The 22,669-nt window shown below is 68.7% G+C and carries 14 protein-coding genes; 5 read left to right on the top strand and 9 right to left on the bottom strand.

The window, feature by feature from the left end:
• The first annotated feature begins 47 nt into the window (after window positions 1–47).
• Window positions 48–854, top strand: a complete 807-nt coding sequence (locus EV147_RS18605; RefSeq protein WP_130392715.1) for an MlaA family lipoprotein — start codon at window positions 48–50, stop codon at window positions 852–854.
• 145 nt (window positions 855–999) lie between these two features.
• Here EV147_RS18605 and EV147_RS18600 read toward each other — a convergent pair whose 3' ends face one another.
• The 9 genes from EV147_RS18600 to EV147_RS18560 all read right to left on the bottom strand — a co-directional run bounded on the left by EV147_RS18600 (window position 1,000) and on the right by EV147_RS18560 (window position 17,486).
• Window positions 1,000–3,459 (bottom strand): CHASE2 domain-containing protein, encoded by a 2,460-nt coding sequence (locus EV147_RS18600; RefSeq protein ID WP_130392714.1) that lies wholly within the window; start codon window positions 3,457–3,459, stop codon window positions 1,000–1,002.
• Window positions 3,452–4,153, bottom strand: a complete 702-nt coding sequence (locus tag EV147_RS18595) for a response regulator transcription factor (RefSeq protein ID WP_130392713.1) — start codon at window positions 4,151–4,153, stop codon at window positions 3,452–3,454. The genes EV147_RS18600 and EV147_RS18595 overlap by 8 nt, the downstream gene beginning before the upstream one ends.
• Before the next feature lie 220 nt (window positions 4,154–4,373).
• A complete protein-coding gene (gene pelG / locus EV147_RS18590) occupies window positions 4,374–5,744 on the bottom strand; it encodes an exopolysaccharide Pel transporter PelG (RefSeq protein ID WP_130392712.1) in 1,371 nt (456 codons plus the stop codon).
• A gap of 1 nt (window position 5,745) precedes the next feature.
• Window positions 5,746–7,371, bottom strand: coding sequence for a GT4 family glycosyltransferase PelF (gene pelF / locus EV147_RS18585; RefSeq protein ID WP_130392711.1), 1,626 nt, complete (start codon window positions 7,369–7,371; stop codon window positions 5,746–5,748).
• Window positions 7,368–8,354, bottom strand: a complete 987-nt coding sequence (locus EV147_RS18580) for a tetratricopeptide repeat protein (RefSeq protein WP_130392710.1) — start codon at window positions 8,352–8,354, stop codon at window positions 7,368–7,370. The genes pelF and EV147_RS18580 overlap by 4 nt, the downstream gene beginning before the upstream one ends.
• A gap of 31 nt (window positions 8,355–8,385) precedes the next feature.
• On the bottom strand, window positions 8,386–9,867 hold the full coding sequence (locus EV147_RS18575; RefSeq protein ID WP_407923259.1) for a PelD GGDEF domain-containing protein: 1,482 nt from the start codon (window positions 9,865–9,867) through the stop codon (window positions 8,386–8,388).
• A 20-nt stretch (window positions 9,868–9,887) separates the two neighbouring features.
• Window positions 9,888–10,436 (bottom strand): penicillin-binding protein activator LpoB, encoded by a 549-nt coding sequence (locus EV147_RS18570; protein WP_130392708.1) that lies wholly within the window; start codon window positions 10,434–10,436, stop codon window positions 9,888–9,890.
• A gap of 47 nt (window positions 10,437–10,483) precedes the next feature.
• Window positions 10,484–14,674: a tetratricopeptide repeat protein gene (locus tag EV147_RS18565; protein WP_130392707.1), complete on the bottom strand. Its 4,191-nt coding sequence runs from the start codon at window positions 14,672–14,674 to the stop codon at window positions 10,484–10,486.
• Window positions 14,637–17,486, bottom strand: a complete 2,850-nt coding sequence (locus tag EV147_RS18560; protein ID WP_130392786.1) for a bifunctional glycoside hydrolase 114/ polysaccharide deacetylase family protein — start codon at window positions 17,484–17,486, stop codon at window positions 14,637–14,639. Before EV147_RS18560 ends, EV147_RS18565 begins: the two co-directional genes overlap by 38 nt.
• Window positions 17,487–18,417: 931 nt before the next feature.
• On the opposite strand from EV147_RS18560, the gene EV147_RS18555 reads away from it, so the two are divergent.
• The 4 genes from EV147_RS18555 (at window position 18,418) to EV147_RS18540 (ending at window position 22,663) form a co-directional block, all read left to right on the top strand.
• Window positions 18,418–18,621 carry a cold-shock protein gene (locus EV147_RS18555; protein WP_008650922.1) on the top strand — a complete coding sequence of 68 codons (204 nt, stop codon included), beginning with the start codon at window positions 18,418–18,420 and terminating at the stop codon, window positions 18,619–18,621.
• 418 nt (window positions 18,622–19,039) lie between these two features.
• Window positions 19,040–19,885 (top strand): presqualene diphosphate synthase HpnD, encoded by an 846-nt coding sequence (hpnD, locus tag EV147_RS18550; protein ID WP_130392706.1) that lies wholly within the window; start codon window positions 19,040–19,042, stop codon window positions 19,883–19,885.
• A 70-nt stretch (window positions 19,886–19,955) separates the two neighbouring features.
• On the top strand, window positions 19,956–21,974 hold the full coding sequence (gene shc / locus EV147_RS18545) for a squalene--hopene cyclase (RefSeq protein ID WP_130392705.1): 2,019 nt from the start codon (window positions 19,956–19,958) through the stop codon (window positions 21,972–21,974).
• Window positions 21,975–21,979: 5 nt separating this feature from the next.
• A complete protein-coding gene (locus EV147_RS18540) occupies window positions 21,980–22,663 on the top strand; it encodes a phosphorylase (RefSeq protein ID WP_130392704.1) in 684 nt (227 codons plus the stop codon).
• The last annotated feature ends 6 nt before the right edge of the window (window positions 22,664–22,669 follow it).

Below are 22,669 nucleotides of genomic sequence, written 5' to 3'. Positions count from 1 at the left end.
GCCGCGCCGTCTCCGTTACAAGAACCCGAAAGACCAAACGTCTCACCATGCTCTCCCGCAACGTCAAATCCCGCGCCGCGGCGCCCCGGCTGAACGGCGCGCTGGCCGCCGCCGCGCTCTGCGCCCTGACCGCCGGCTGCGCCACCGGCCCCAACGCCAACCCGCAGGACCCGCTCGAACCGATGAACCGGGCGATCTTCACGGTCAACGACAAGGTAGACACCTACGTGGCCCAGCCGCTGGCCAAGGGCTACCAGTACGTGACCCCCGAGCCGGCGCGCATTGCCGTGACCAATTTCTTCGCCAACTTCTCGGACGTTGGCAACTTTGCCAACAACGTGCTGCAGGGCAAGGGCGTGGCCGCCGCCGAGACGCTGATGCGCGTGGCGATCAACACCGTGCTGGGCATCGGCGGCCTGATCGATATCGCCACGGCGGCGGGCATTCCGCGCCACTCGCAGGACCTGGGGCTGACGCTGGGCTACTACGGCGTGCCGGCCGGCCCGTACCTGGTGCTGCCGCTGTTCGGCCCCAGCTCGGTCCGCGACGGCATTGGCCTGGCGGGTAGCTTCTATCTCGATCCGGCGCACTATTTCGACCCGGCCTGGCGCAACACGATGTTCGGCATCAACGTGATCAACGTGCGCGCCAACATGCTGGGCGCCACCGACCTGCTCTCGCAGGCCGCGCTGGACAAGTACGCGTTCGTGCGCGACGCCTATACCCAGCGCCGGCAGTACCTGCTGGGCGACGGGGACGATGCGCTGCCGACGTATGACGATGACGAGGAGCCTGCGCCCGCCGAGCCGGCAACGCCGGCAACGCCGGCTCCGGCGCCGGGGATGGCGAAGTAGTCAGCCCCTCCCCCCCCGGCCCAAAACAAAAAAGCGCCCGCACCGGGGCACGGTGCGGACGCGAAAATGCCAGCGGATGCGGTGTCCGTGGCTCGACAGATCGTAGGCAATTTTTCAGCCTGCGATTGCCAACAATTGTGTCGGCTCAGCCCGCGCGGTTGCGCAGCGGAAGCCAGATCGAGAACGTGGCGCCCTCGCCCACGCCGCTCCTGAGCACCACGCGTCCGCCGTGCCGTTCGGCCACGGTTTTCACGAAGACCAGTCCCAGCCCGCTGCCCGATGGCGCATCGCTGCCCTGCGCGTGCACGCGGCTGAACGGGCGGAACAGGCGCGCCTGGTCTTCCAGTGCGATACCCGGGCCGTGGTCGGTCACCTCGATGGCGAGATAGGGCCCCAGCCGGTGCAGGCGCACCTGTACCGGGGCGCCCGGCGGACTGAATTTGATGGCGTTGCTGACGAGGTTGGCGATGGCGCGCACCAGCAGCATCGGTGAGGCGCGCAGCACCACCCCTTCGGCGTCGAGATCGAGTTCCAGCTCGATGCCGCGCGTGCGGGCCAGCGCCCACATCTCGTCGGTGGCGTCGAGCACCAGCGCGGTCATTTCCACGTCGGCGAACACCAGGTTCTGCGATTCGGCCTGCGCCAGCCGGATGAAATCGTCGGCCAGCGCCAGCGTGCGGTGCGCGTGCTCGCTGATGCGGCCCAGCAGCTCGGGCTCGGGCAAGGCCCGAGTGTCGCGCGACTGCATGTCGATCAGCGCCAGGATCGATGCCTGGGGCGAGCGCATGTCGTGCGACAGGAAGTGCAGCGTCTGCTCGCGCTGCCGCTCGGCGCGCCGTACCGTGGTGATATCCACCAGGCTGACGATCACGCCGGCCGGGCGCCCCGCCTCGCCGTGCAGCGGCGCGCCATGGAGCAGGTAGCGGCGGTCGTCCTCGGTGGCCAGTTCCACGCCGTGGGAGTCAGACGACGACATCACCGGCCCATCGGCATCGAGCGCGCCGCACAGCGCGTCCCAGTAGGCCAGCCCGGGGCCGGGCACCGGAAAAAGGGTCTCGATCACATCGGGCAGTCCGGGGCGGTCCAGGCCGCCGTAGCCATCGTCGTAGCCCCCCTCGTCGTCGGGCGCGGTGCCGTAGCCGCCCGCCAACCCGCCCAGCCCGGCCGGCTGCGGCATGTCATTGATGCCCTGCAGCACCGGCGGCACCAGCGCCACGGCGCGGCGGTTGGCCACCAGGATGCCGCCGTCGAGATTGCAGATCAGGGTGGCCTCGGGCAGGCTTTCCAGCCCGTCCGACAGGAACCGCCGCATGTCGCGCAGCCGTGCGGTCATGTCGTACACCGCCTGCATGCGGCCGTCGAGCGAGTGGTCGATGCGGGCCGGCGCGGCCAGCAGGCCCGGCTCGCGCCCCAGGCGCACCAGTTCCTCGGACAGGAAGCGCAGCGCGGCCTCCTGGCGCCGCCAGCTCCAGAGCGGATAGACCAGCAGGCACCCGAACACGGCGGCGGACGGCGCGAACCACAGTTGCATGCTGCCCACCAGCATGATGCTGCCGCCGATCAGCGCGGCCACCAGCACCGCCACGGCGATCAGCGCGTCGCGCGGCGTCAGCATCCAGGCGGCCAGCGCCGCCAGCAGCACCGGCAGCAGCGTGGCGAACCAGCCCGCCAGTTCGGGCACGCGCACGATGCCGGTGCCTTCCCGCAGCGCCTGCAGCACGTTGGCCTGGACCTCGATGCCACTCATGCCCCGGCCATGGCGCGAGACCGGCGTCGGGAATACGTCGCCCAGGCCCGTGGCCACGGTGCCCACGATCACGAACTTGCCACGGAAGTAGTCGGGCCCAAGCTGGCCCGACAGCACGTCGAGCACCGGCACGCGCGTGAACGATCCCGGCGGCCCGGCATAGGGAATGCGCAGCCGGTCCTGGCTGAGCCAGCCGGCACTGTCCACGCGCGAGGCGGCCTCATGGCGGAACGAGTCGGACGAGGCCGGCGACGCCTGCCCGAATGCGGCCATCGCGGCGGCAAACTGCCAGTATGGGCGGGCATCGGCATCGCCCTCGCGCAGCCAGACGGCGCGCGCCACGCCATCGGCGTCCGGCATCAGGTTGATGTGGCCCAGGCCGGTCCGCAGGCCGTCCAGCGGGGGGCGCATGACCGGGCCGGCCGGTCCCGGCTCGGCCACCACGGGCAGGATCACATTGCCGGCGCGGCGGATCGACTCGGCCAGCGCCGCATCGTCGGCGGGATAGCGGATATCGGGCTCCGACAGGATCACGTCGAGGCCGATCACGCGCGGCTGCTGGGCGGCCAGCTGGTCTACCAGCGCGGCCAGCACCGAGCGGCGCCACGGCCAGCGGCCGACCGCGCCAATGCTGGCGTCGTCGATCGTGACCAGTACGATGTCGCCGCGCACCGGGCGCGGCTGGCTGGCTATCGAGAAATCGAGGATCGCCAGGTCGGCGCGTTCGAACCAGTCGAAACGCGCCACCACGGCCGTGACCAGCAGCACGGCCACCAGCAGCACCATCCATTCGATGCGTGTCCGGCGATGAAAGAAGGCCGCCGCGAACCTGCCGGGCCCGCGTCGGCCGCTACGCATCGGCCGCGCCCGCCGCCTCGAACCGGTAGCCGTGCGAGTAGACCGAACTCAGGCGCACGCCGTGTTCGGGCCGCAGCGCCAGCTTGATGCGCAGCCGGGAGATGTGGGTGTCGAGCGTGCGCGAGCCGGCGTCCATGGCACGGCCCCAGACCGCCTGCTCCACCACGTCGCGCGAGAGCAGCCGGCCCATGTTGCGGAACAGGAACAGCGCCAGGTCGAATTCGCGCGGCGACAGCTCCACGGGCTGCCCGGCCAGCGCGATGGTACGGCGGCGGGCGTCCACCACGTAGCCGCCCTGGCGGATCAGTTCGTCGTCCTGCACCGCGTCCGGATAGGCGCGCCGCAGCAGCGCCCGCACGCGCGCCAGGAACTCGGCCGGACGCAGCGGCTTGCCGAGGTAGTCGTCGGCGCCCACGGACAACCCGGCCACGATATCGCCCTCGTCGATGCGGCTGGTCAGGAACAGGATGGGCGGCAGCCGGCCCGAGTGCTGGCGCACCCAGCTGACCAGTTCATAGCCGCTGATGTCCGGCAGGTGCCAGTCCATCAGGACCAGGTCGAACGCCTGGTCCCGCAGCGCGCGCTGGAACGCGAATCCCGTGGCAAAGCTGGCGCAGGTGAACCCGGCTTCCTCGAGCAACTGGCGGATCTGCGCGGCCTGGGCGGCATCGTCCTCCACTGAGGCAATTCTCATTACTTCCCTCTGATGACTGCGGCCTGTGTCGGGCTCGGCGGCGTCATGTTACCGGCATGCGCCTTGGCCCGTCGAGGCTACGTTGGGGGGGAGCCACCCCGGGCGTTGTTGCAGGCCCGCCGCGCCGCTCTTGCAGGCGCAGCTATTTCGTGTTTACGGCAAAACGCCCCGGACCTGCAAGGTACCGGGGCGCCTTTTTCGTCACAACAACAGGCGGCGGCTATTGCAGCATGTAGGTTTCGTACTCCAGCCGGTCAAGCTTGCGGTCGAGCAGGTACAGCGACAGCGCCACCACGATCAGCAGCGAGACCGCGAAGCCGTAGCCGTACCAGGCCGGGCCCAGTTCGAGCGTCAGGCGGGTCAGCACGAAGTTCAGCACCACGAACGTGCCGGTCAGCAGCAGCACCTCGCGGCGGCGGTCCAGGTAGAAGTAGATGTTCAGCACGCCCAGCAGTACCACCTGCAGGCTGGCCCCGATCACGTCCACGTAGAGCAGCGGCAGGTACAGCTCCGAGATGCCCAGCAGGTTCAGCAGCCAGCCGCCGATCACGAACAGCAGCAGCGAGGCAATGGCCTGCACCTTGACGATCTCGTACAGGCCCAGGCGGATGGTCTGGACCATCGTGTTGCGCATGTCCTCGATGTGCTCCAGCGAGCTGCCGCCGCGCACCGCGTTGTAGAACGCGTCGTAGTACTCCACGAAATCGGTCTCGATGCGCACCAGGAACACGGCCATGCCCGGGATGATGGCCAGGTAGGCCAGGAACACCGGAATGTCGTAGATGATCGACGCATGCAGCGGCCCGATCACGGGCTGGCCCGTGGACGGCGCGTACCAGAACATGAACTTGTCGAGCCAGATGCCCAGGTTGTAGAACAGGCCGATGGCGATCAGGCTCGGGTACGAATAGCGCTTCTGGAACACCTCGAACGACATGAACCGGTGGCTCGTGTAGTTGCGGTAGATCAGCGTGATCATGCCCACCAGCAGGCAGAGCTGGCCCACCACGAAGCCGCCCAGCAGCCCTTCCAGCCCGCGCGAGCGCAGCGCCAGCGCGGCCAGCACCGTGATCGTGTAGCCCACGAAGAAGGTCCAGACGATGGCCTTGTACTGCTTCATGCCGGACAGGAAGATCGCCGCGATCCAGATATTGCTCATGATCACGAAGCCCGCGATCATCAGCAGCCGGTACAGCACCGACTGCTCGGGGAACGCCCAGACCGCGCATGCCAGGCCGATGGCGCCGGCCAGGCCGGTCACCAGCAGCGCCACCGCGTGGAAGTTCGACAGCACCAGGTCGGCGCGGCGCTCGAACAGGCGGTCGGAGGTGAAACGCGTGAACGACAGTTGCATGGGCCCGGTCAATATCAGGCTGCACGCTATCAAATACGTCACCGACACCTGGAACTGCGTGATCAGCATGCCGGGCACGACCCAGCCGATCGACAGCAGGCCGATCAGCAGGATGCCCAGGATCGACAGGATCCATGGCCCCGAGCTGATGACGCCGGCGTACGCGTAGGCGCTGAGCATGCCCGACAGGCTGTCCCGCCGGAGCATCTTGCGAAGTTCGAATCCAATACCGGCCATCTCAGCGTCCTCCCGCCTTGTCGTTCGCCGAGGCCGCCGGAGCGCCCGCGCCATGGTGCACCGGGCAACGCGCCGGTGCGGCGCCGCGGTCGCGCCGCGTGTTGTCGGGCATCGCCATCAGGTCCGTGTAGAGCGTGCGGTAGCTGCCCACCATCTGCTCCTGGGTGTAGTACTTCTCCACGCGCGCAATACCGGCCGCCTGGGCCGCGTGCCAACGGTCCGGATGCTGCAGCAGGCTCAGCGCCGCGTCGGCCAGTGCCGCCGGATCGGCAATCCGCACCACCCCGCCGGCCGCGCCCAGCGCCGCATCCTCGCCCGGCAGGCCGAAGATCAGCTCGCTGCACGAGCCCACGTCGGTGGTCACGCACGGCACGCCGGCCGCGAAGCCTTCGAGCACCACCAGCGGCAGCGCCTCGGAGATCGAACTCAGCACCAGCACGCCCACCTTGGGCAGCAGTTCGTCGATCTTCTGGAAGCCCAGGAACCTGACCTTGCTGGCCAGCCCCAGGCTCTCCACCAGGCTGCGGCACTCGCGGGCGTATTCCGGGTCTTCATCCTCCGGGCCGGCAATCCAGCCTTCGGCCTCGGGATACTCGCGCACCACGGTCAGCATGGCACGCACGAACGTCTTGATGTCCTTGATCGGCACCACGCGGCCGATCAGGCACAGCACCGGCGGCACGCCGGGCGCGCGCTTCTCGCGCAGCGCGGACAGGCGCGGCAGGTTGATGCCGTTCGGGATGTTGCGCGTGCGCTCGGCCAGCGCGCCGTCCACGATCTGGCGGCGGCGGTTGCCCTCGTAGAGCGCCGTGATCTCGTCGCCGGCCTCGTAGCAGACGCGGCCCAGCGTTTCGAAGAAGCGCACCCACAGTTCACGGAAATAGCTGATCTGCGAGATGTCCCGCTCGAAAATATTGCGGTTGTCGCGGATCCACTGGCTCTGGAACAGGTCGATCTTGCGTTCCTTCGTATAAATGCCATGTTCCGAGACCAGCAGCGGGCGGCCGTTCCGGTGGCGCAGCATGGCGCCGAGAAAGCCCGCGTAGCCCGTGGACACCGTGTGGTAGACCTTGGCCGGGATCAGCCCGTCGGCAATCCGCACCAGCTGCCAGAGCGGCTTGTGCATGATCCGGATGGTCCAGAAGTAGTCCGTGAACGACGGATCGGTACAGAACTGCCGGTACTGGCTGGTGATGGTTTCCCAGGCGCGCTTGCTGTAGAGGAACGCGTCCTCGGACAGCGCCCCGCCCTCGCGCAGCGCCGGCATCAGTTCGCGGATCAGCTCGCCGGCCTCGGCTTCCTTGCCCGGCTCGCGCAGCAGTTCGTGCAGGCGGTCCGAACGGTCGAACGCACCCGCGTCGCCCGAGGTGCCGTGCACCATCGGCGGCGGCGGGAAGTCGTACAGGAAATGGGTTTCCAGGTGCACGACGTTGTCGGGCAGCGTGTACGCCATGTCGCCGTAGTCCTCGCGGCGGCTGCCGATGAAGACGATGCCGAAGCGGATGTCCGGAAACGCCCGGATCATCTGGTTGACCCAGCTCGACACCCCCCCGCTCACGTACGGGAAGGTGCCTTCGAGCAACAACATGACGTCGGCGGACGTCCCCTTGACCAGAATCTCGCTCATGATTGCCAATACCGCAGCAGGGGCCGCACCAGCGGGAGCGGCGAAGGACTGTCGAATGCCGCCATCAGGCGGCGCACCGCGGCGTAGTCGCGTTCCAGGTAGGCGGCCTCTGCCAGCAGCGGCAGCACGCGCTCGTTGGCAAAGCCCAGCGCCTCGGCGCGGGCCAGGAACTGGCGCGCCTCGCCGGGGGCGTTGCGGCTCAGTGCCAGCCGGCCGCGCATGTACCACAGCGCGGCATTGGAATCGTCGATCTCGAGCGCCGCGCTCGCGTAGCGTTCCACCTGGCTCGCCGTGTAGCGGTACACGTCGCCCTGCACCAGGTTCTGGTAGATCAGTTCCCAGTACAGGTCAGCCAGGCGCTTGTTGATCTCGCCGCGCGCCTGGGGCGTGTCGGCGGCCTCCAGGCGTGGCAGTTCGGCCAGGATTTGCTGGGTGAGTTGCTTCTCGGCACCGTCGAGCATGCCGTAGGCCAGCAGGCGGATATCGTCCGTGCTGTCGGCCAGCAGTTCGCGCAGCACCGGGCTGGCCGTGCGCGTGGGCATCGATTGCATGGCCACGAGCGCGGTCATGCGCTCGGGCAGCGGCGCCCGGGTGTTGCCAAGCTGGGCGCGCAGCCGCGCCCCGCCGCCGTGCGTGACACGCTGGATCAGGTGCGTGACGAACTGCGGCAGCGCCACCGAGACGATGCCCGCGCGGTCGCCCTGCGCGCGGAACAGCTTCGAGAACACCAGGCTGCCCAGGCAGACCAGCGTACCGCCCAGCGGCACGAAGAAGCAGAACGCCGCCAGATAGGCGTAGCTCCACACGAACGGCGTGCGGAAGCGGCGCGGCAGCAGGCGCCACAGCGCCAGCCCGAGCAGCGCGGCGGCCAGCGCCTGCAATCCCAGGAAGGAGAGCAGCAGCGGCAGTCCCGTGCCGCCCTTGAGCAGCAGGTACAGCGCGGCGATCTGGACGGCGGTGCCGCCGATGGTCAGCTTGCCCATGTATCAGTGTCCATGTGTGGGCCCTCCGGCCTCAGCCCGTCAGGCCGGTCTGCGCCTGGCCGGCGGCCGGCGCGGCGCCATTCGCGGCAAGCGTGCCGGGGGCGGCGCTGGCCGCGTTGCCGTCCAGATGGCAGCGGTGCAGCAGGCGCACCAGCGCATCCTCGGCGCCGGCGGCCGGCACGGACAGCGTGTAGACGCCGATGTGCGCGCTGGCGAAATCGGTGCCGAACTGGGCCCGCAGCATGTCCTCGATCCGCACCAGGTAAGCCGAGACCGCCTGGCTGTCGGACAGCGGCATCAGCGTCAGCATGGCGCGCTGCTGCGCCCCGGTTGCCGGCCAGGCCACGTCCAGCGCCCGGCGGCTGCGCACCACCTGTTCGAACAGCGCATCGCGCGCCTCGTCGAGGTCGAACACCAGTGCCACGACCGAGCTTTCGATGCCGGTTTCGCGGCGCAGGCGCGACAGGCGCGCGTAATCGAGCGCGAACGCGTACGGAATGGCCGGAGCCAGTTCCTGGATGCCGTGCGTAGCGCGGGCATGGTCCACGCCGTCGGCGTAGTAGCCCATCAGCACCATCAGCAGCTGCAGGTTTTCGTAGGTCAGCGACAGGAACGGCATGCGCTCCACGACCAGCACGCCGATCAGCCGGTCGGCGCCGGCCAGCACCGGCGCCACGGCCACGTAGCGCGTCTGGGCGTCCTGCTGCAGGCCGTTGGACTTCAGGTGGGCCAGCTCGTGCGTATCGAGGCAGTGGCGCACCAGCGGGTCGTTGACGTCGAGCGCGAAGTTCGGCCCGATCGCCGCCACGGTCTCGGGCAGGATCGACTCGCCGTCGACGGCATACAGCGCGGCGGCCTCGACCTGGCAGGCCTGCGCCACCACCTGCAGCATCGGCTGGGCGCCGGCCAGGCGCTGCACCTGCCCGGCGCGCGCCACGTCCTGCATGGCCACGGCACGCAGTTGCGACAGCGTGTCGCGCAGCGTGGTCGGACGCGCCAGCAAGTCGTTCTCCAGCCGTGCATGCGAGATGCGCAGCAGGTAGTGGTTCTTGGTCAGCGCCGAGAGCCGCTCGTCAAGATAGCGGTTGACCGCGCGGGCCCGCGCCAGGCGCGTGTTCCAGACATCGCCGAACTGCCCGGCCACCAGCACCATCAGCAGGCCGCCGAGATAGAACAGCCGCGGGAACGCCAGCGTGGCGTACGCGCCCAGGTTGCCGAAGAAGAACCAGCCGCCCAGCAGCATCAGCACCGCGCCCACGCCCACCAGCGTGCCGTAGCGCAGCGCCAGGATCACGGGCAGCAGCCAGGCCCACGGGAAACCGAGGTCCAGCAGCAGCGGGTTCTGCGGCAGCACCGCCCAGGCAACGGCCATGGCCACCACCATCACGACGATCATTTCCAGTACGGCTGCCGCCCCGCTCCCCGCGGGCGCCAGCCAGCGCGCATAGCGCCCGCCAAGGCTGATGCCCTGCCCCTGGCGCCTTTGTTCCGCGGAATTGGCCACGCTTGTCACCTGTCCTTTGTCTTGCGGTATCAACCTTGCATCAGCGGCGCCAGCAGGCGACGCAGCAGTTTCTGGGCCACGCCCGACAGCGATTCACGGCTCCAGCCCGCGTTGCTGCCCGTGGCCGACCACACCACCTGGCCGGTGGCCACGTCGATCAGTTGCAGCGAGATGCCCACGGCCGGCTCGCCATCCACACCGACCTTGTAGCGCCATTCCTGCACCGCACCGGTCAGCGCATAGCGCGCGCGCTCGCCACGTGCCCAGTCCAAAGCCTTGCCCACCGACTCGCGCTCGGCCGGCTCGAACAGCGTTTCCGGGTTCAGCGACGCCGGATAGCGCTTCAGGTTGGTCACGCCGCCGGTCTTCAGCAGCGATTCGGCGATGGCCTCGGCGCGCAGGCCGGCCTGCGGCGTTTCCGTGTAGTTCACGATCGGCAGCACGGCAACCGTGTCGCCGGCGGCCATCTGCGGCGCGCGGCCCACGTCCGTCACGGCGCAACCGGCCAGCCACAGGGCTGCGCCCAGCGCGCCACACCATGCCGCCAGGCGGCCCATGCGGGTATTGGTCGTCTTCATTTCGATCCCCTCGTTACCTTGAATTTCGTTAAACGTTCAACAGCAAATCAATAGAGCCAGCGGTAGCGCAGGCCGACTTCGGTCACCGGCGCCCCGTTCACGCGCGACGCCGTGTCGTGCGAGACGTACACCGCCATGTGGTCGTTGCCGAACACCGACCCGGCCACGCCCAACTGTCCACGGAAATTGTGCTTGGCGCGCGAGTCGTACAGTGCGCCGGCTTCCATGAACGGCCGCCACTTGCGGGTGTAGTCATCGATCAGGTCGGTGCCGAAGCTGAACAGCAGACCGGCCTGCGTGAAGCTGCGCGGCATGTAGAACGTCGGGTTGGTCTCGTCATCGTCCGGCGGCATCAGGCGCTGCAGCGTGGGCGACAGCGTGCCCCCGTTGGCGCTGTAGATGCCGCGCGTGCCGACGATGCGCACCGTGTAGTCCGGATACTGCGTGCGGATGCGGTAGCCGGCTTCCAGGTCGTAGACCATGCCGTGGCCCAGCGCCGTGCGGTCCTGGCCGTAGAAATGGTTGTACTGCACCCGGCCGCTGATGTACTCGCGCAGCCCCAGCCGCCACGTGGCGCCCAGTTCGGCCACGTCCTTCATGCCGCCCACGCGCAACTGCGCCGATTCGTCGGCCGGCTGGTTGTAGCCGATCGTGCCGGTGTACTGCACGCGGCCGTCGAGGTTCCAGTTGCCGGTCAGGCGCGCCGTGGTGAAGCTCTCCAGGCCGTCGCGGCGGCCCACGCCCAGCAGCCAGTTCTTCTGCGTGTCGCGGTACGCCAGCATCAGCTCGGCGCGGCGGTCGGTGCCCGGCACGCCCACCATCTGGGTGGGATCGAGCGAGCGCTGGTCGCGGAACACGCCGCGCAGGCCCAGCGCGAAGCCGTCCCAGAGCCGCGCGCCGCCAGCCAGGCTGTACTCGTAGAACTCCAGCGGCTTCTGGCGGATGAACGTGGCGCGCGGCTCGATGGCCTGCGCGTTGAACAGCAGCGCATCTTCAAGCGACTGTTGCAGTACATCGTCGGTGCGGGCGCGGTCCTGCGTCTCGAACGCCTGGGTCTGCGCCGCCGACAGGCGGTCCAGCTGGCGGTTGGCCTCGATCTGGCTCGCCACGGGCACGCGGCCCGCCTGCCGATCCATGATCCGGTCCAGCGCGTTCATGTCGTTGCTGTCGAGCGCGATCGTGATCTCGGCGTACGCCGGGCGCTGCAGCCGGTTCACGTACTGGCGCGCCAGCCACGAGCGGGCCAGTTCGTTCGATTCCGACGACATGGCCCAGGCCAGCGCCACCTCGCGGCTGGCCGCCGAGATCTGGGTCTGGCGCAGGCGTTCGCGTTCGGTCAGTGCGACGGGCGGGGCCACTTCCAGCGCCGGCAGGCCCGGTACGTTGCCCAGTTGCGACGGCGATTTCGGGTCGCCGGGCACGGTGCGGCGCGCGGCCACTTCGGCGCGGTCGCGCCGCAGCATCTCGATCACGAGGCTGCGCGACACGTCGCCCGAGGCAAACACCTGGCCCAGCGCCACGGTCTGGCGGCGCAGGTCGGCGCGCGACGGACCACCCAGGCCGTCTTCCTCCTCGCCGTCGATCCGGTCGTCGTCCTCGGCATCGGCCTGGCGCGTCTCGGCGCCCAGCATGCCGGAGGTCGACCACTGGTGATGGAGGTCGATCCACGCCTGCTTGCGGATGCGCCAGGCCATCGACGTCTGGCCGATGGCCTCGTAGGCGTCGGCGGTCAGGCCCAGCCACAGCGGGTCGGCGCTCTTGCCGGTCTGCATCTTGCGCAGGTAGTGCAAGGCGGTGCGGCCGTCCTGGAAGCGCATCGCACCGGCGGCGTAGGCGCCCCACAGGCTCGGATCTTCCTCGGCCTCGGGCTTCAGGCGCTGCATTACCGCGCGCACTTCGCTGTCGGTGCCCATGTCGACCAGTGCCCAGAGCAGCGCGGCGTAGGTCTCGCTGTCGGCGTCGGGGCGGCTCACGGCGTGGCGCAGGTCGGCCAGCGAGCGCTCGCGGTCGCCGGTCAGGCGCCAGTATTCGGCGCGGCGCATCAGGAACGCGGCCGAGCCTTCGGCCTCGCGCTTCTGCTCCGGCGTCAGGCCGGCCAGCAACCGCTCGATACGCAGGTAGGCATGGGCGCGGGTGTAGTAGTAGACGGCCAGTTGCAGCTGGTCGAGCTTGCCGTTCTTGCGCCAGCCAGCCTCGGCGATCCGGCCGGCGTCGATCGGGGCGCGGTCGTAGTACTGGATCAGGTTCGAGAAATCGGCTTCCTCGGTGTCGCGCACCTCGTCCATGCAGTCGTTGCGCGCGGGACCTTCCGGCATCTGCATGCAGTGGTCGTCGTGCGTGTCCGCCATGGCGAACATCATCTGGCGATAACCGTCGCGCAGCAGATCCTCGCGCTGCGTCAGGCGGGCCAGCTCGGTGAACGTGCGCCAGTACAGCAGGTCCTTCGGACCGGCGTTGCGGCGCGCCGGCAGCATGGCGTCCATGGCCGGCTGCAGCCTGCCCTTCACGTAGAGCAGGTTGGCGCGCTTGAGCGCGTACAGCGGACGTGCGCCGAAGCGCTTTTCCAGCTGCCCGTACAGTTCGAAGGCGCGGTCGTCGCGGCCAGCGCGCTCGGCCAGCTCGGCGTTGCGCTCCATCACCTGGCGGCCGTTGGGGCCGCCGGCCAGCGTGTCGAGGAAGGCCATGCCCGCCTCGGGCTCGCCCAGGCGCTCGTAGGCCGCCACCACCTCGTCGATGGTCTTCAGGTTGCCGCCCGACGCGCGATGGCGCAGCGCGGCCAGGTAGGCGCGGTCATCGTTGAGGCCCGGCGCCAGGCGCATCACGTTGTTCCAGGCCCGCTCGTCGTTGGTGGCCTGGGCGTATTGCAGCCAGCTCTGCAGCGCGATGGTGGGCTGGCGGTTCCACTCCGCCACCTGCGCCAGGCGCTCGCGCCAGACCAGGTCGCCCGGCAGCTTCTGCACGGCGGTCTGCGCCACGTTCTGCGCCTGGTCGAGCTTGCCGGCGGCCAGGAACACGCGGTAGGCCAGGTCGTAGTCGTCCGGGTTGAACGATTTGCCGGCCGCCACGGCTTCGGCCACCTCGGCCTTGGCGGCGGCCTGCGCCTCGGCCTGCGTCGGGTTGCCGGGCGCCAGCCTGGGCGCGGCGGCGGCCGCTGCCGGCACGCTGGCCTGCACGTGGCGCACGCCGAACCCGCCCATCTGCTCGCGGCGGGCCACGCCACGCGGGCCGTCGAGGAAGACATAGCCGCGCGCCAGCCAGGGTTCGGTGTCGGACACCTTGCGCACTTCAGCGCGCGCCGCATCGTTGCGCAGTTCGGCCAGCGCGATCTGCGCGGCGCCGGACGGCCTGACCGCCGCCGACAGCTTCAGCAGCCGCTCCACGTACTTCGCCGCGATGTCGGGCCGGTTGGCCGCCAGTGCCAGGCGCGTCAGGAAGCGCAGCACCTCGGCATCGTCGAGCAGCTTGCCGCCGTGGCGCTCGGCCTGCACCAGCGCCTCGTCCAGCAGGTTGCCGGCCTGCAGCGTCTGCAGCGCCTGCAGGTACATCGTGCGCTGCTCGTACAGGTTCTTGGCGCGCGACTGGGCGTCGAACAGCGCCTGCGCCGAATCGCGGTAGTTGCCGCCGGCCAGCGCGATGGTGGCCAGCTGGCGGTTGTAGAAATCGGCCTTGGCGGCGTCACGCTGGGCCAGCGTGCGATACAGCACGTTGGCGGCATCGGCGTCGCCGATCTGGCGCGCTTGCGTGGCCAGCGCCTGCAGGTCCGCCAGCGTCCAGCGCTTCATGGCGTCGGCGGCCGTGGCCTGGCGCAGCAGGTCCTTCATATGGGCCAGGCGCTCGGCGCGCTCGGGCGTGTCGGGCTGGGCCGCGTAGGCGCGCTGCTGCGTGATCTCGATCTTCGTGCGCAGGATCTGGCCGGTCAGGTCCTGGCCCTGCACCGCCAGCATGCGTTCGAGCATGGCCTCGGCGTCATCGAGCCGGCCGCTGCGGGCATACTGTTCGGCCAGCACGCTCATGAAGCTCGTGTCGTTGGGCGCCACGCGCGACCAGGCCTCGAGGTAGGCCACCGTCAGGCCATCGACGGTGCGGCCCTGCCCGAGCAGGCGTTCGCGCAGCGTTTCGCGCGGGAACATCAGCGCCAGGCCCACCCCCACCATCGCGGTGAAGGTCAGGACCAGCGCCGGCGGCAAGAGCCGCTCGCGCTCAGGCGCCGCAGCGGACTTCGACTTGTTGCTGGACATTGATCGGATCCATCACCGCTTGGGTATCGAAACGCAGCGTATTGTTCTCGCGCACGCCGTGCACCGGCTTGCCGTCGAGCGTGACACTGCACTGGCCGGCGTTGGCGAGCCGGAAGAAAGGCTTGTAGTAGCCGGCGAACGTGAAGCGCGTGACGTTGCCGTCGCGGCGCCAGTCGCGCACCAGGCCGTTGGCCTCGGGCAGCTCGGGCACGGCGCGCGTGGCGGCCGGCACGATGCTGAAGCGCGCGTCGCCGCCCGACAGGTGCACGTAGACACCGCCGCCCGGCGCCGGCGACGAGCCGGTCACGCCGCGTGCGGTGGATACATCGGGCACGCCCGCGCCGGTCCAGCGCAGGTTGCGCAGGTTGCCGTCGCCACGCACCACCCACGCGCCGCTGGCCGGGGCGCCGGGGGCGCCGTCGCCGATCTCGCGGGCCACCGCGAAATCCTGCCAGTCGATCACCTTGCGCACGTAGTCGGTGGAGTGGATCGGCATCACCGGCTGCTTCAGCGCGTAGTCGTACACCGTGCGCAGCGCCTTGAGCGACGCTACCTTGGTGCCCGAATAGCTGTGGTAGTAGATGTTCATGGCCTTGAAGCGGTACGGCTTCTCGGTCAGCTCCCACGTCTCCACCAGCCGCTCGAAGCCGTAGTACGGGCCGTGCCAGAGGTTGGTGTAGATATTCTCGTTCTGGTTCGTGGCGAACACCTGGAACGTGTTGTTGGCCTTGTGGATGCCCAGCGGCGCGATGGCAGTCCACGTGGGATTGCTGCGCGTGATCATCGTGTCGCCGCCGTTCATGTTCAGCACGCCGGCGGCCTCGGTCAGCTTGAGCGCCTCGGGCGGGGCCTGGCAGTCGCCGGGCCACAGCAGCATCTTCACGGGCTTGTTCGGCGACAGCACGCGGTTGATGTAGTCGATCGACCCGCCGATCTCGCGGTTCAGGTCCATCTTGTAGCCCGGAATCTTCAGATGGTAGTCCTCGTCGCCCTCCACGGTCCGCGCGCTGCTGGACTGGTCGGCCACGGTGCGCTGCCATTCGAACGGGTGCGAGTACGTGTGGCTGGCAACCTCGATATAGGGCTGGGCGAAGATCTTGCGCGCGATGGGCTCCAGCTCCGGCGACAGCTTCGGATACATGCCGGCCTTGCCGGTCTCGCCCTCGATCACGGACATCGTGGTGGGCAGGCGGTAGCGGTCCAGGATCTCTCGGAACAGCACCTCGCCGGAGTACCCGCCGCCCGGAATCTCGGCCTTCGAGGCAAACCCGTCGCCGTCGATATGGATGGTCAGCAGCCGGCGGCCGCTCTCGGTGGTGGTGTCGGGCACCGGCATCTGCGGCAGGCGCAGGGCCTGGCGCAGGAAATCGAGCGGCTGCACCACCCAGCGGTCCTGGTCGTTGGCCGAATTGGTGCGTACCGCGTACGGCGCCGTGACAAAGCCGCCCCACGGCATGATGGCCGCGGCGTCGTAGGTCAGGTCGCCCGAGCGCAGGCGCAGCAGCGAGCGGGTATCGGCCGCGTCCGCCTGCACCTGGATCGGCACGGCCTGGCTGCGGTCAGGCGCCACGGGCTGCTCGAAGCCCATCATCTTGTCCTGCGAGACGATCTGCACGGCCCCGGCGGCGCGGCCCTTGACCGTCTTCAGCTTCAGCATGCGCGCCACGGAGCCGCTCGGCTGGGCGCCAAAGCCGTTCATGAACGCCACGGGAATGCCCTGCCCGATCCGCTTCTCCACCCATTCGTAGAAGCGCCCCGGGTTCTGCGTGAAATTGCCGTTGGCCCAGACCACCACGCCCGCGTAGCGGTCGGGCGTGATCTCGGGCAGCGCGTCGCGCGTCTCGGCGAACTCCACGCGGTAGCCAAGGTAGTTCAGCGGCATCGAGACAAAGCGCACGCCCACGCTGTCATCGATCAGTTCGTCGCCCCGGCGCTCCTGCACCACCAGCACGCGGCGCGGCATGACCTCGATCTGGCCGATGCCCACGGTCTGCAGGCCCGAATCGGTGACGTACGGCGTGATCCCCAGCGCGCGGATCCGGCGCGCGGTATCGCGCTGGCAGACGCGGTCAGACGGGGGGCAGTAGTCGATCGAGACCACGGGCAGGCGGTACTGCTCGCGCACGATGCGGGCCTGGTTCAGCAGCCACTCGCGGTCCTGCGGGTTGACCTCTGTATAGGCGCCCTGCGCCTGGTTCCAGCCCCGGAACAGCGATTCGAAGACCACGCCATAGGCCAGGCCGTGCACCTTCGGCAGGATCTCGAAACCGCGGTTGAACAGCAGCTTTGCCTCGGGGTAGCGCGCCTTGATGGCCTGCAGCACGCGCACCATGCCGTCTTCCTGGGCGGCGCGGGCGGCGTCGTTCTTGGCGACGAGATGGTACGAGTCCATCGTGTCGAGGAAGAAGCCGCGGTAGCCACGCTCCCACAGCGGCTTGATCACCCGGTCGACATAGAACGCCGGCCACCCGGCGGCGGACTGGTCCACCACGCGGGCATTCCAGGCGTCATTGCTGCCGGTCAGCCAGTCCTTGGGAATATCGTTGAAGTAGGCGCGTCCGGGAAGCACCTCGCCCAGGCTCACATAGGCGAACCAGGCGGTGTTCGGGGTCTTCGCGGTGCGCGGGTCGAACCCGCTGTCGGGCTCCACCACGGCCACGTCGAACGCCTGGAGCTGGTCGACGGGCGGCTTCGCGCCATAGTGGAATGCCACGTTGAGCGTGGCGGGAACCGGCTGGTTGGCACCCTGCGGCACCTGGGCAAGCGCTTCCGCCGATGGCGTCAGCGTGCCCAGCACGATGCCGCCCAGCATCGCCACCACCCCTACGCCCAGCAGGACATGACGGCAGCCGCGAGCGAACGAACGCCTCGGCACATCGGAACCCACCTTCTGGAAAAGCCCCCGGATAGATCGCTGCAATCGCTTCACTGGCTGATACCCGCTTCTTTTGTTCTGGATCGGCGCGCGGTCATGCTTTGCGCGTCCGTCGGACCCGTTTGGCTCCGTCTCGGCAAACGGCGCCTCGCATTATGCCGCGCCGCCATTCGAACTAGCGTTTTTACTAGTTCACAGGCAGGTCGGATGCTAGGCCATTCGATTCGAAAAGAATGTCAAAAATTGTGCCGAAATGGTGCCGGCGGGCGCGCGTCACAGCCCCGTCACGGACGCAGGCCATCATGCCGGACCCCGCGGCACAGGAAACTGACACACTGGAAGGCATTGCGGCCGGACGCAACGGCGCCCGTCAGGTTTGAAACGGCATCTTGGATTTCCCCGTATTGGCCATGGGCGCCTGGCACCCCGTTCCCGGCTGGCTGGTGACACTGGCCGCCGGATAATGTTTTAACCTGTATTGTCCCGGCATCATCCATCGGTAGCCATAGTCCATATGGAGTAAGCACGGATGGCGACGTTTGTGGCAGGCAGCGCAGGATCGCCCATCGCATCCCACCGGAATCGTACGGACTACCGATATCGGGGATATGCATTCACGTATGTCATATCACCCCATCTTCCAATCTGATGTCAGACAAATCCCGATTTGATGTAGAAAACTCTAATATCTGGTGTTTGGATGCCGAAACACCGTTAGGGGCTAAGTCCGATTGACACGCCGGAAAAAACCGGCAGAATGGCTGCTCGCATGTGCACCGGCCTGTAGCTGTTATTGCTCCGGTTCGTAGTGGGCAACATGCTTTGGCGGGCAATTACGCTCATCTGAAATTCTAGGTTGGATAGAAATATGGAAACCGGTACCGTTAAGTGGTTCAACGACGCCAAGGGCTTCGGCTTCATCACCCCGGACGCAGGCGGCAACGACCTGTTCGCGCATTTCTCGGCAATTGAAGGCAATGGCTTCAAGTCGCTGAAGGAAGGCCAGAAGGTTCGCTACGTCAAGGCCATGGGCCAGAAGGGCGAGCAAGCCACGAAGATCCAGGCTATCTGAGCCAGGTTCTGCGGGCCGAGTATCTGGCCTGGGAAGCCCCGCTACGGCGGGGCTTTCTGCTTTCTGCGAAAAGATAATATCAAGAGGTGATGTTTTCCGACTGGCCGGTCGATTTATTCCGGTGACACATCAAAGCAGCGGCTTTTACAAATTCGCACGGTTATCCTGGCAGAAAATGCCCGGCATTTCGGCGTATCGCCCGACCGGCGCAACGATTTGGCGCAACAGTTCGATACTCCCCTGCGCGTCGCCACGCCGGCGCGCGCACGGCGCGGCCTGGCGACGCCATGACAAAAGTTGATCTTGCGTCACAAAACACCACCCCCTCCAAGTTGCTATAATCGCCCGACTCAAAACCCGAAACCAGGCCGGAAGCCGCACCCCATGAGCCTGACATCTAGCGCGCCGAGGAAAAACCGTGGCCGGTACTGAAATCGCAACGCCTGGCCAGTTGGCCAGACCTGCCGTGTCTTCCGGTAGTTCGTTCCATACCGCCATGCGCATCCTGCCGCCTTCGCAGCGGCAGGCCATGTTCGAGATCTACGCGTTCTGCCGCGCCGTGGACGATATTGCCGATGGCGACACCCAGCACGCCGACCGCCTCGCGGCGCTGGAAGACTGGCGCACCGACATTGCCGCCTGCTACGCGGGCCAGCCGCCTGCCGCGCTGCGCGGACTGGACGAGCAGATCCGCAGCTTTGGCCTGCAGCAGGCCGATTTCGAAGCGGTGATCGACGGCATGATCATGGACGTGGTGGCCACCATCGTCGCACCCGATGCCGCCACGCTGGACCTTTACTGCGACCGCGTGGCCAGCGCCGTGGGCCGCCTGGCGGTGCGCGTGTTCGGGATCGAGGAGCGTCCGGGCATCGAGCTGGCGCACCACCTGGGCCGCGCGCTGCAACTGACCAATATCCTGCGCGACCTCGACGAGGACGCCGGTATCGGCCGGCTCTACCTGCCCGCCGAGGGCCTGGCGGCGGCCGGCATCCCGGTTGGCACGCCCGGGCAGGTCATCGACCATCCGGCCATCGACCAGGTCTGCCGGACCATCGCCCGCGACGCCCAGGCGCACTACGATGCCGCCGCATCGGTCATGGCGCGTTGCCCGTCGCGCGTGGTGCGCTCGCCGCGCATCATGTATGACGTCTATCACGAGATCCTGACGCGCCTGCTGGCGCGCGGATGGCAGTCGCCGCGCGTACGCGTGCGCGTGCCCAAGGCCAGGCTCGCCTGGATCGTGCTGCGGCACGCCATCGGCTGACCCCCGTTTGTCGCCGATGCCTGCGGCCCGCGCCGCGGCATCGCCAAGAAAGAAGCGCCCCCGAGACTTGATGAACCAGGCTGCAACGATCCAAATTTCCCGGGACGACACGCTGCAAGCCAGCGCTCCCCGCCACGTTCCGCCCGCCGCCCCGGCCCTGCCCGATCCGCTGGACGCCGGCATTGCGCACGCGGTTGACGCCTTGCTGGCCCAGCAGCGCGCCGATGGCCACTGGGTCTACGAGCTCGAGGCCGACGCCACGATCCCGGCCGAATACATCCTGATGGTGCACTACCTGGGCGAGACCCCGGACCCGGTGCTCGAAGGCCGGATTGCCCGCTACCTGCGCCGCATCCAGGCCGAAGATGGCGGCTGGCCGCTGTTCCACGCCGGCGCCTCGGACATCAGCGCCAGCGTCAAGGCGTATTTCGCGCTCAAGATGGCCGGGGACGACCCCGAGGCCGCGCACATGCGCCGGGCGCGCGCCGCGATCCACGCGATGGGCGGCGCCGAGGCCAGCAACGTCTTCACACGCACGTTGCTGGCGCTCTACGGCGTGATGCCGTGGCAGGCCGTGCCGATGATGCCCGTGGAGATCATGCTGCTGCCGCAGTGGTTCCCGTTCCACCTGTCGAAGGTGTCTTACTGGGCCCGCACGGTGGTGGTACCGCTGCTGGTGCTGAACAGCCTGCGGCCGCGGGCCCGCAATCCGCGCCAGGTCGGCATCGACGAATTGTTCGTGCGTCCGGCCCAGTCCACCCGGCTGCCACCGCGCGCCCCGCACCAGAGCCCGCTCTGGGTTGGCGTGTTCCGCGCGCTCGACGCCGTGGTCCGCGTGGCCGAGCCGCTGTTCCCGCGCCGCATGCGCGAGCGTGCCATTGCAAGGGCCCGCGCCTTCACGGTGGAACGGCTCAATGGCGAGGATGGCCTCGGCGCGATCTTCCCGGCCATGGTCAATGCCGTCCTGATGTTCGACGTACTCGGCGTGCCCGAGAGCGATCCGGACCGGGCCACGGCGCGCAGGTCCATCGACAAGCTGCTGGTGGTGCGCGACGACGAAGCCTATTGCCAGCCCTGCCTTTCGCCGGTCTGGGATACCTCGCTGGCCAGCCACGCCCTGCTGGAAGTGGGCGAGCCGCGCGCCATCGCCGCCGCCACGCGCGGGCTGGACTGGCTCGTGCCGCTCCAGGAACTGGAACTGCGCGGCGACTGGACCGTGCGCCGGCCCGAGGTGCGCCCCGGCGGCTGGGCCTTCCAGTACGCCAACCCGCACTACCCCGACGTGGACGACACCGCCGTGGTGGCCGCCGCGATGGACCGCGCCGATCGTGGCGAGTGCTCGAACCGCTATACGCCGGCCATCGCCCGCGCCTGCGAATGGGTCATCGGCATGCAGAGCAGCAACGGCGGCTGGGGCGCCTTCGAGCCCGAGAACACCCACCTGTACCTGAACAACATCCCGTTCGCCGATCACGGCGCGCTGCTCGATCCGCCCACCACGGACGTCTCGGCGCGCTGCCTGGCCATGCTGTGCCAGCTCGGCCAGATGCCCGCCAATAGCGAGCCGGCCGCGCGCGCGCTGCGCTACGTACTTGACGAGCAGGAGGCCGACGGCAGCTGGTTCGGCCGCTGGGGCACCAACTATATCTATGGCACGTGGAGCGCGCTGTGCGGCCTCAACGCGGCCGGCATCGGCGCCGACGCCCCGGAAATGCAGCGCGCCGCCGCATGGCTCGCATCGATCCAGAACGCCGACGGCGGCTGGGGCGAATCGGGCGACAGCTACAAGCTCGACTATCGCGGCTACGAGCCGGCACCGAGCACCCCGTCGCAGACCGCCTGGGCCATGCTCGGCATGATGGCCGCTGGCGCGGGCCACCATCCGGCCATTGCACGCGGCGTGGACTACCTGCTGCGCACCCAGGCCAGCCATGGCCTCTGGGACGAACCGGAATTTACCGCCGTGGGCTTCCCGCGCGTGTTCTACCTGCGCTATCACGGCTACGCGCGGTTCTTCCCGCTGTGGGCGCTGGCACGCTTGCGCAACCTGTTGCGCGACGGCAATCACGCCGTGGCGTGGGGCCTGTGAGCGCCATGTCCACCGCGCAGCCGCTCGTCGTGGCACTCAGCGGGATGGATTTCGAGGCACGCATCGCGGCCGGCGATGGCGTGGAGCCGATGTACGGGCACCGCGACGTGATGCTGGCCCGCGCGCTCGACATCCGGCTCATGCAGGGCTGCGCCGGGCTGATCAGCTTCGGCGTGGCAGGCGGGCTCGATCCCACGCTGCCGCCCGGCACGGTGATCGTCGGCACGGCCGTGCGCAGCGGCGCGCAGTCGTTCAGCACCTCGCCCTACTGGACCGCCGCGCTGCGGCGCGCGCTGCCGAACGCGGTCAGCGGCCTGCTGGCAGGGTCCGACGGGCCCGTCACGACCGTGGCCGACAAGCAGGCGCTGCACGAGGCCCACGGTGCGCTGGCCGTCGACATGGAATCGCATATCGCCGCCCGCATCGCCCACACGCACGGCATTCCGTTCGCCGCACTGCGCGTGGTGATCGATGCCGCCGACCGCGCCGTGCCGCCGCTGGCCGTGGCCGGCATGGCCGACGACGGCAGCACCGACGTGCGCGCCATCGTGCTCGGCCTGCTCAAGGCCCCCACCCAGCTACCGGGCCTGCTGCGCCTGGGCCGCGACGCCGCCGCCGCCAAGGCCGCGCTGGCCGACGCCCGCCGCGCGGCCGGCCCCCGCTTCGCCCTGCCCGCTCTGGCGGCCTGACCGCTC

This window comes from Cupriavidus agavae (genome assembly GCF_004217045.1).
Lineage (GTDB): Bacteria > Pseudomonadota > Gammaproteobacteria > Burkholderiales > Burkholderiaceae > Cupriavidus > Cupriavidus agavae.
The sequence above is the reverse complement of the archived record's forward strand: the minus strand, read 5'-3'. Positions and strand labels throughout refer to the sequence as shown.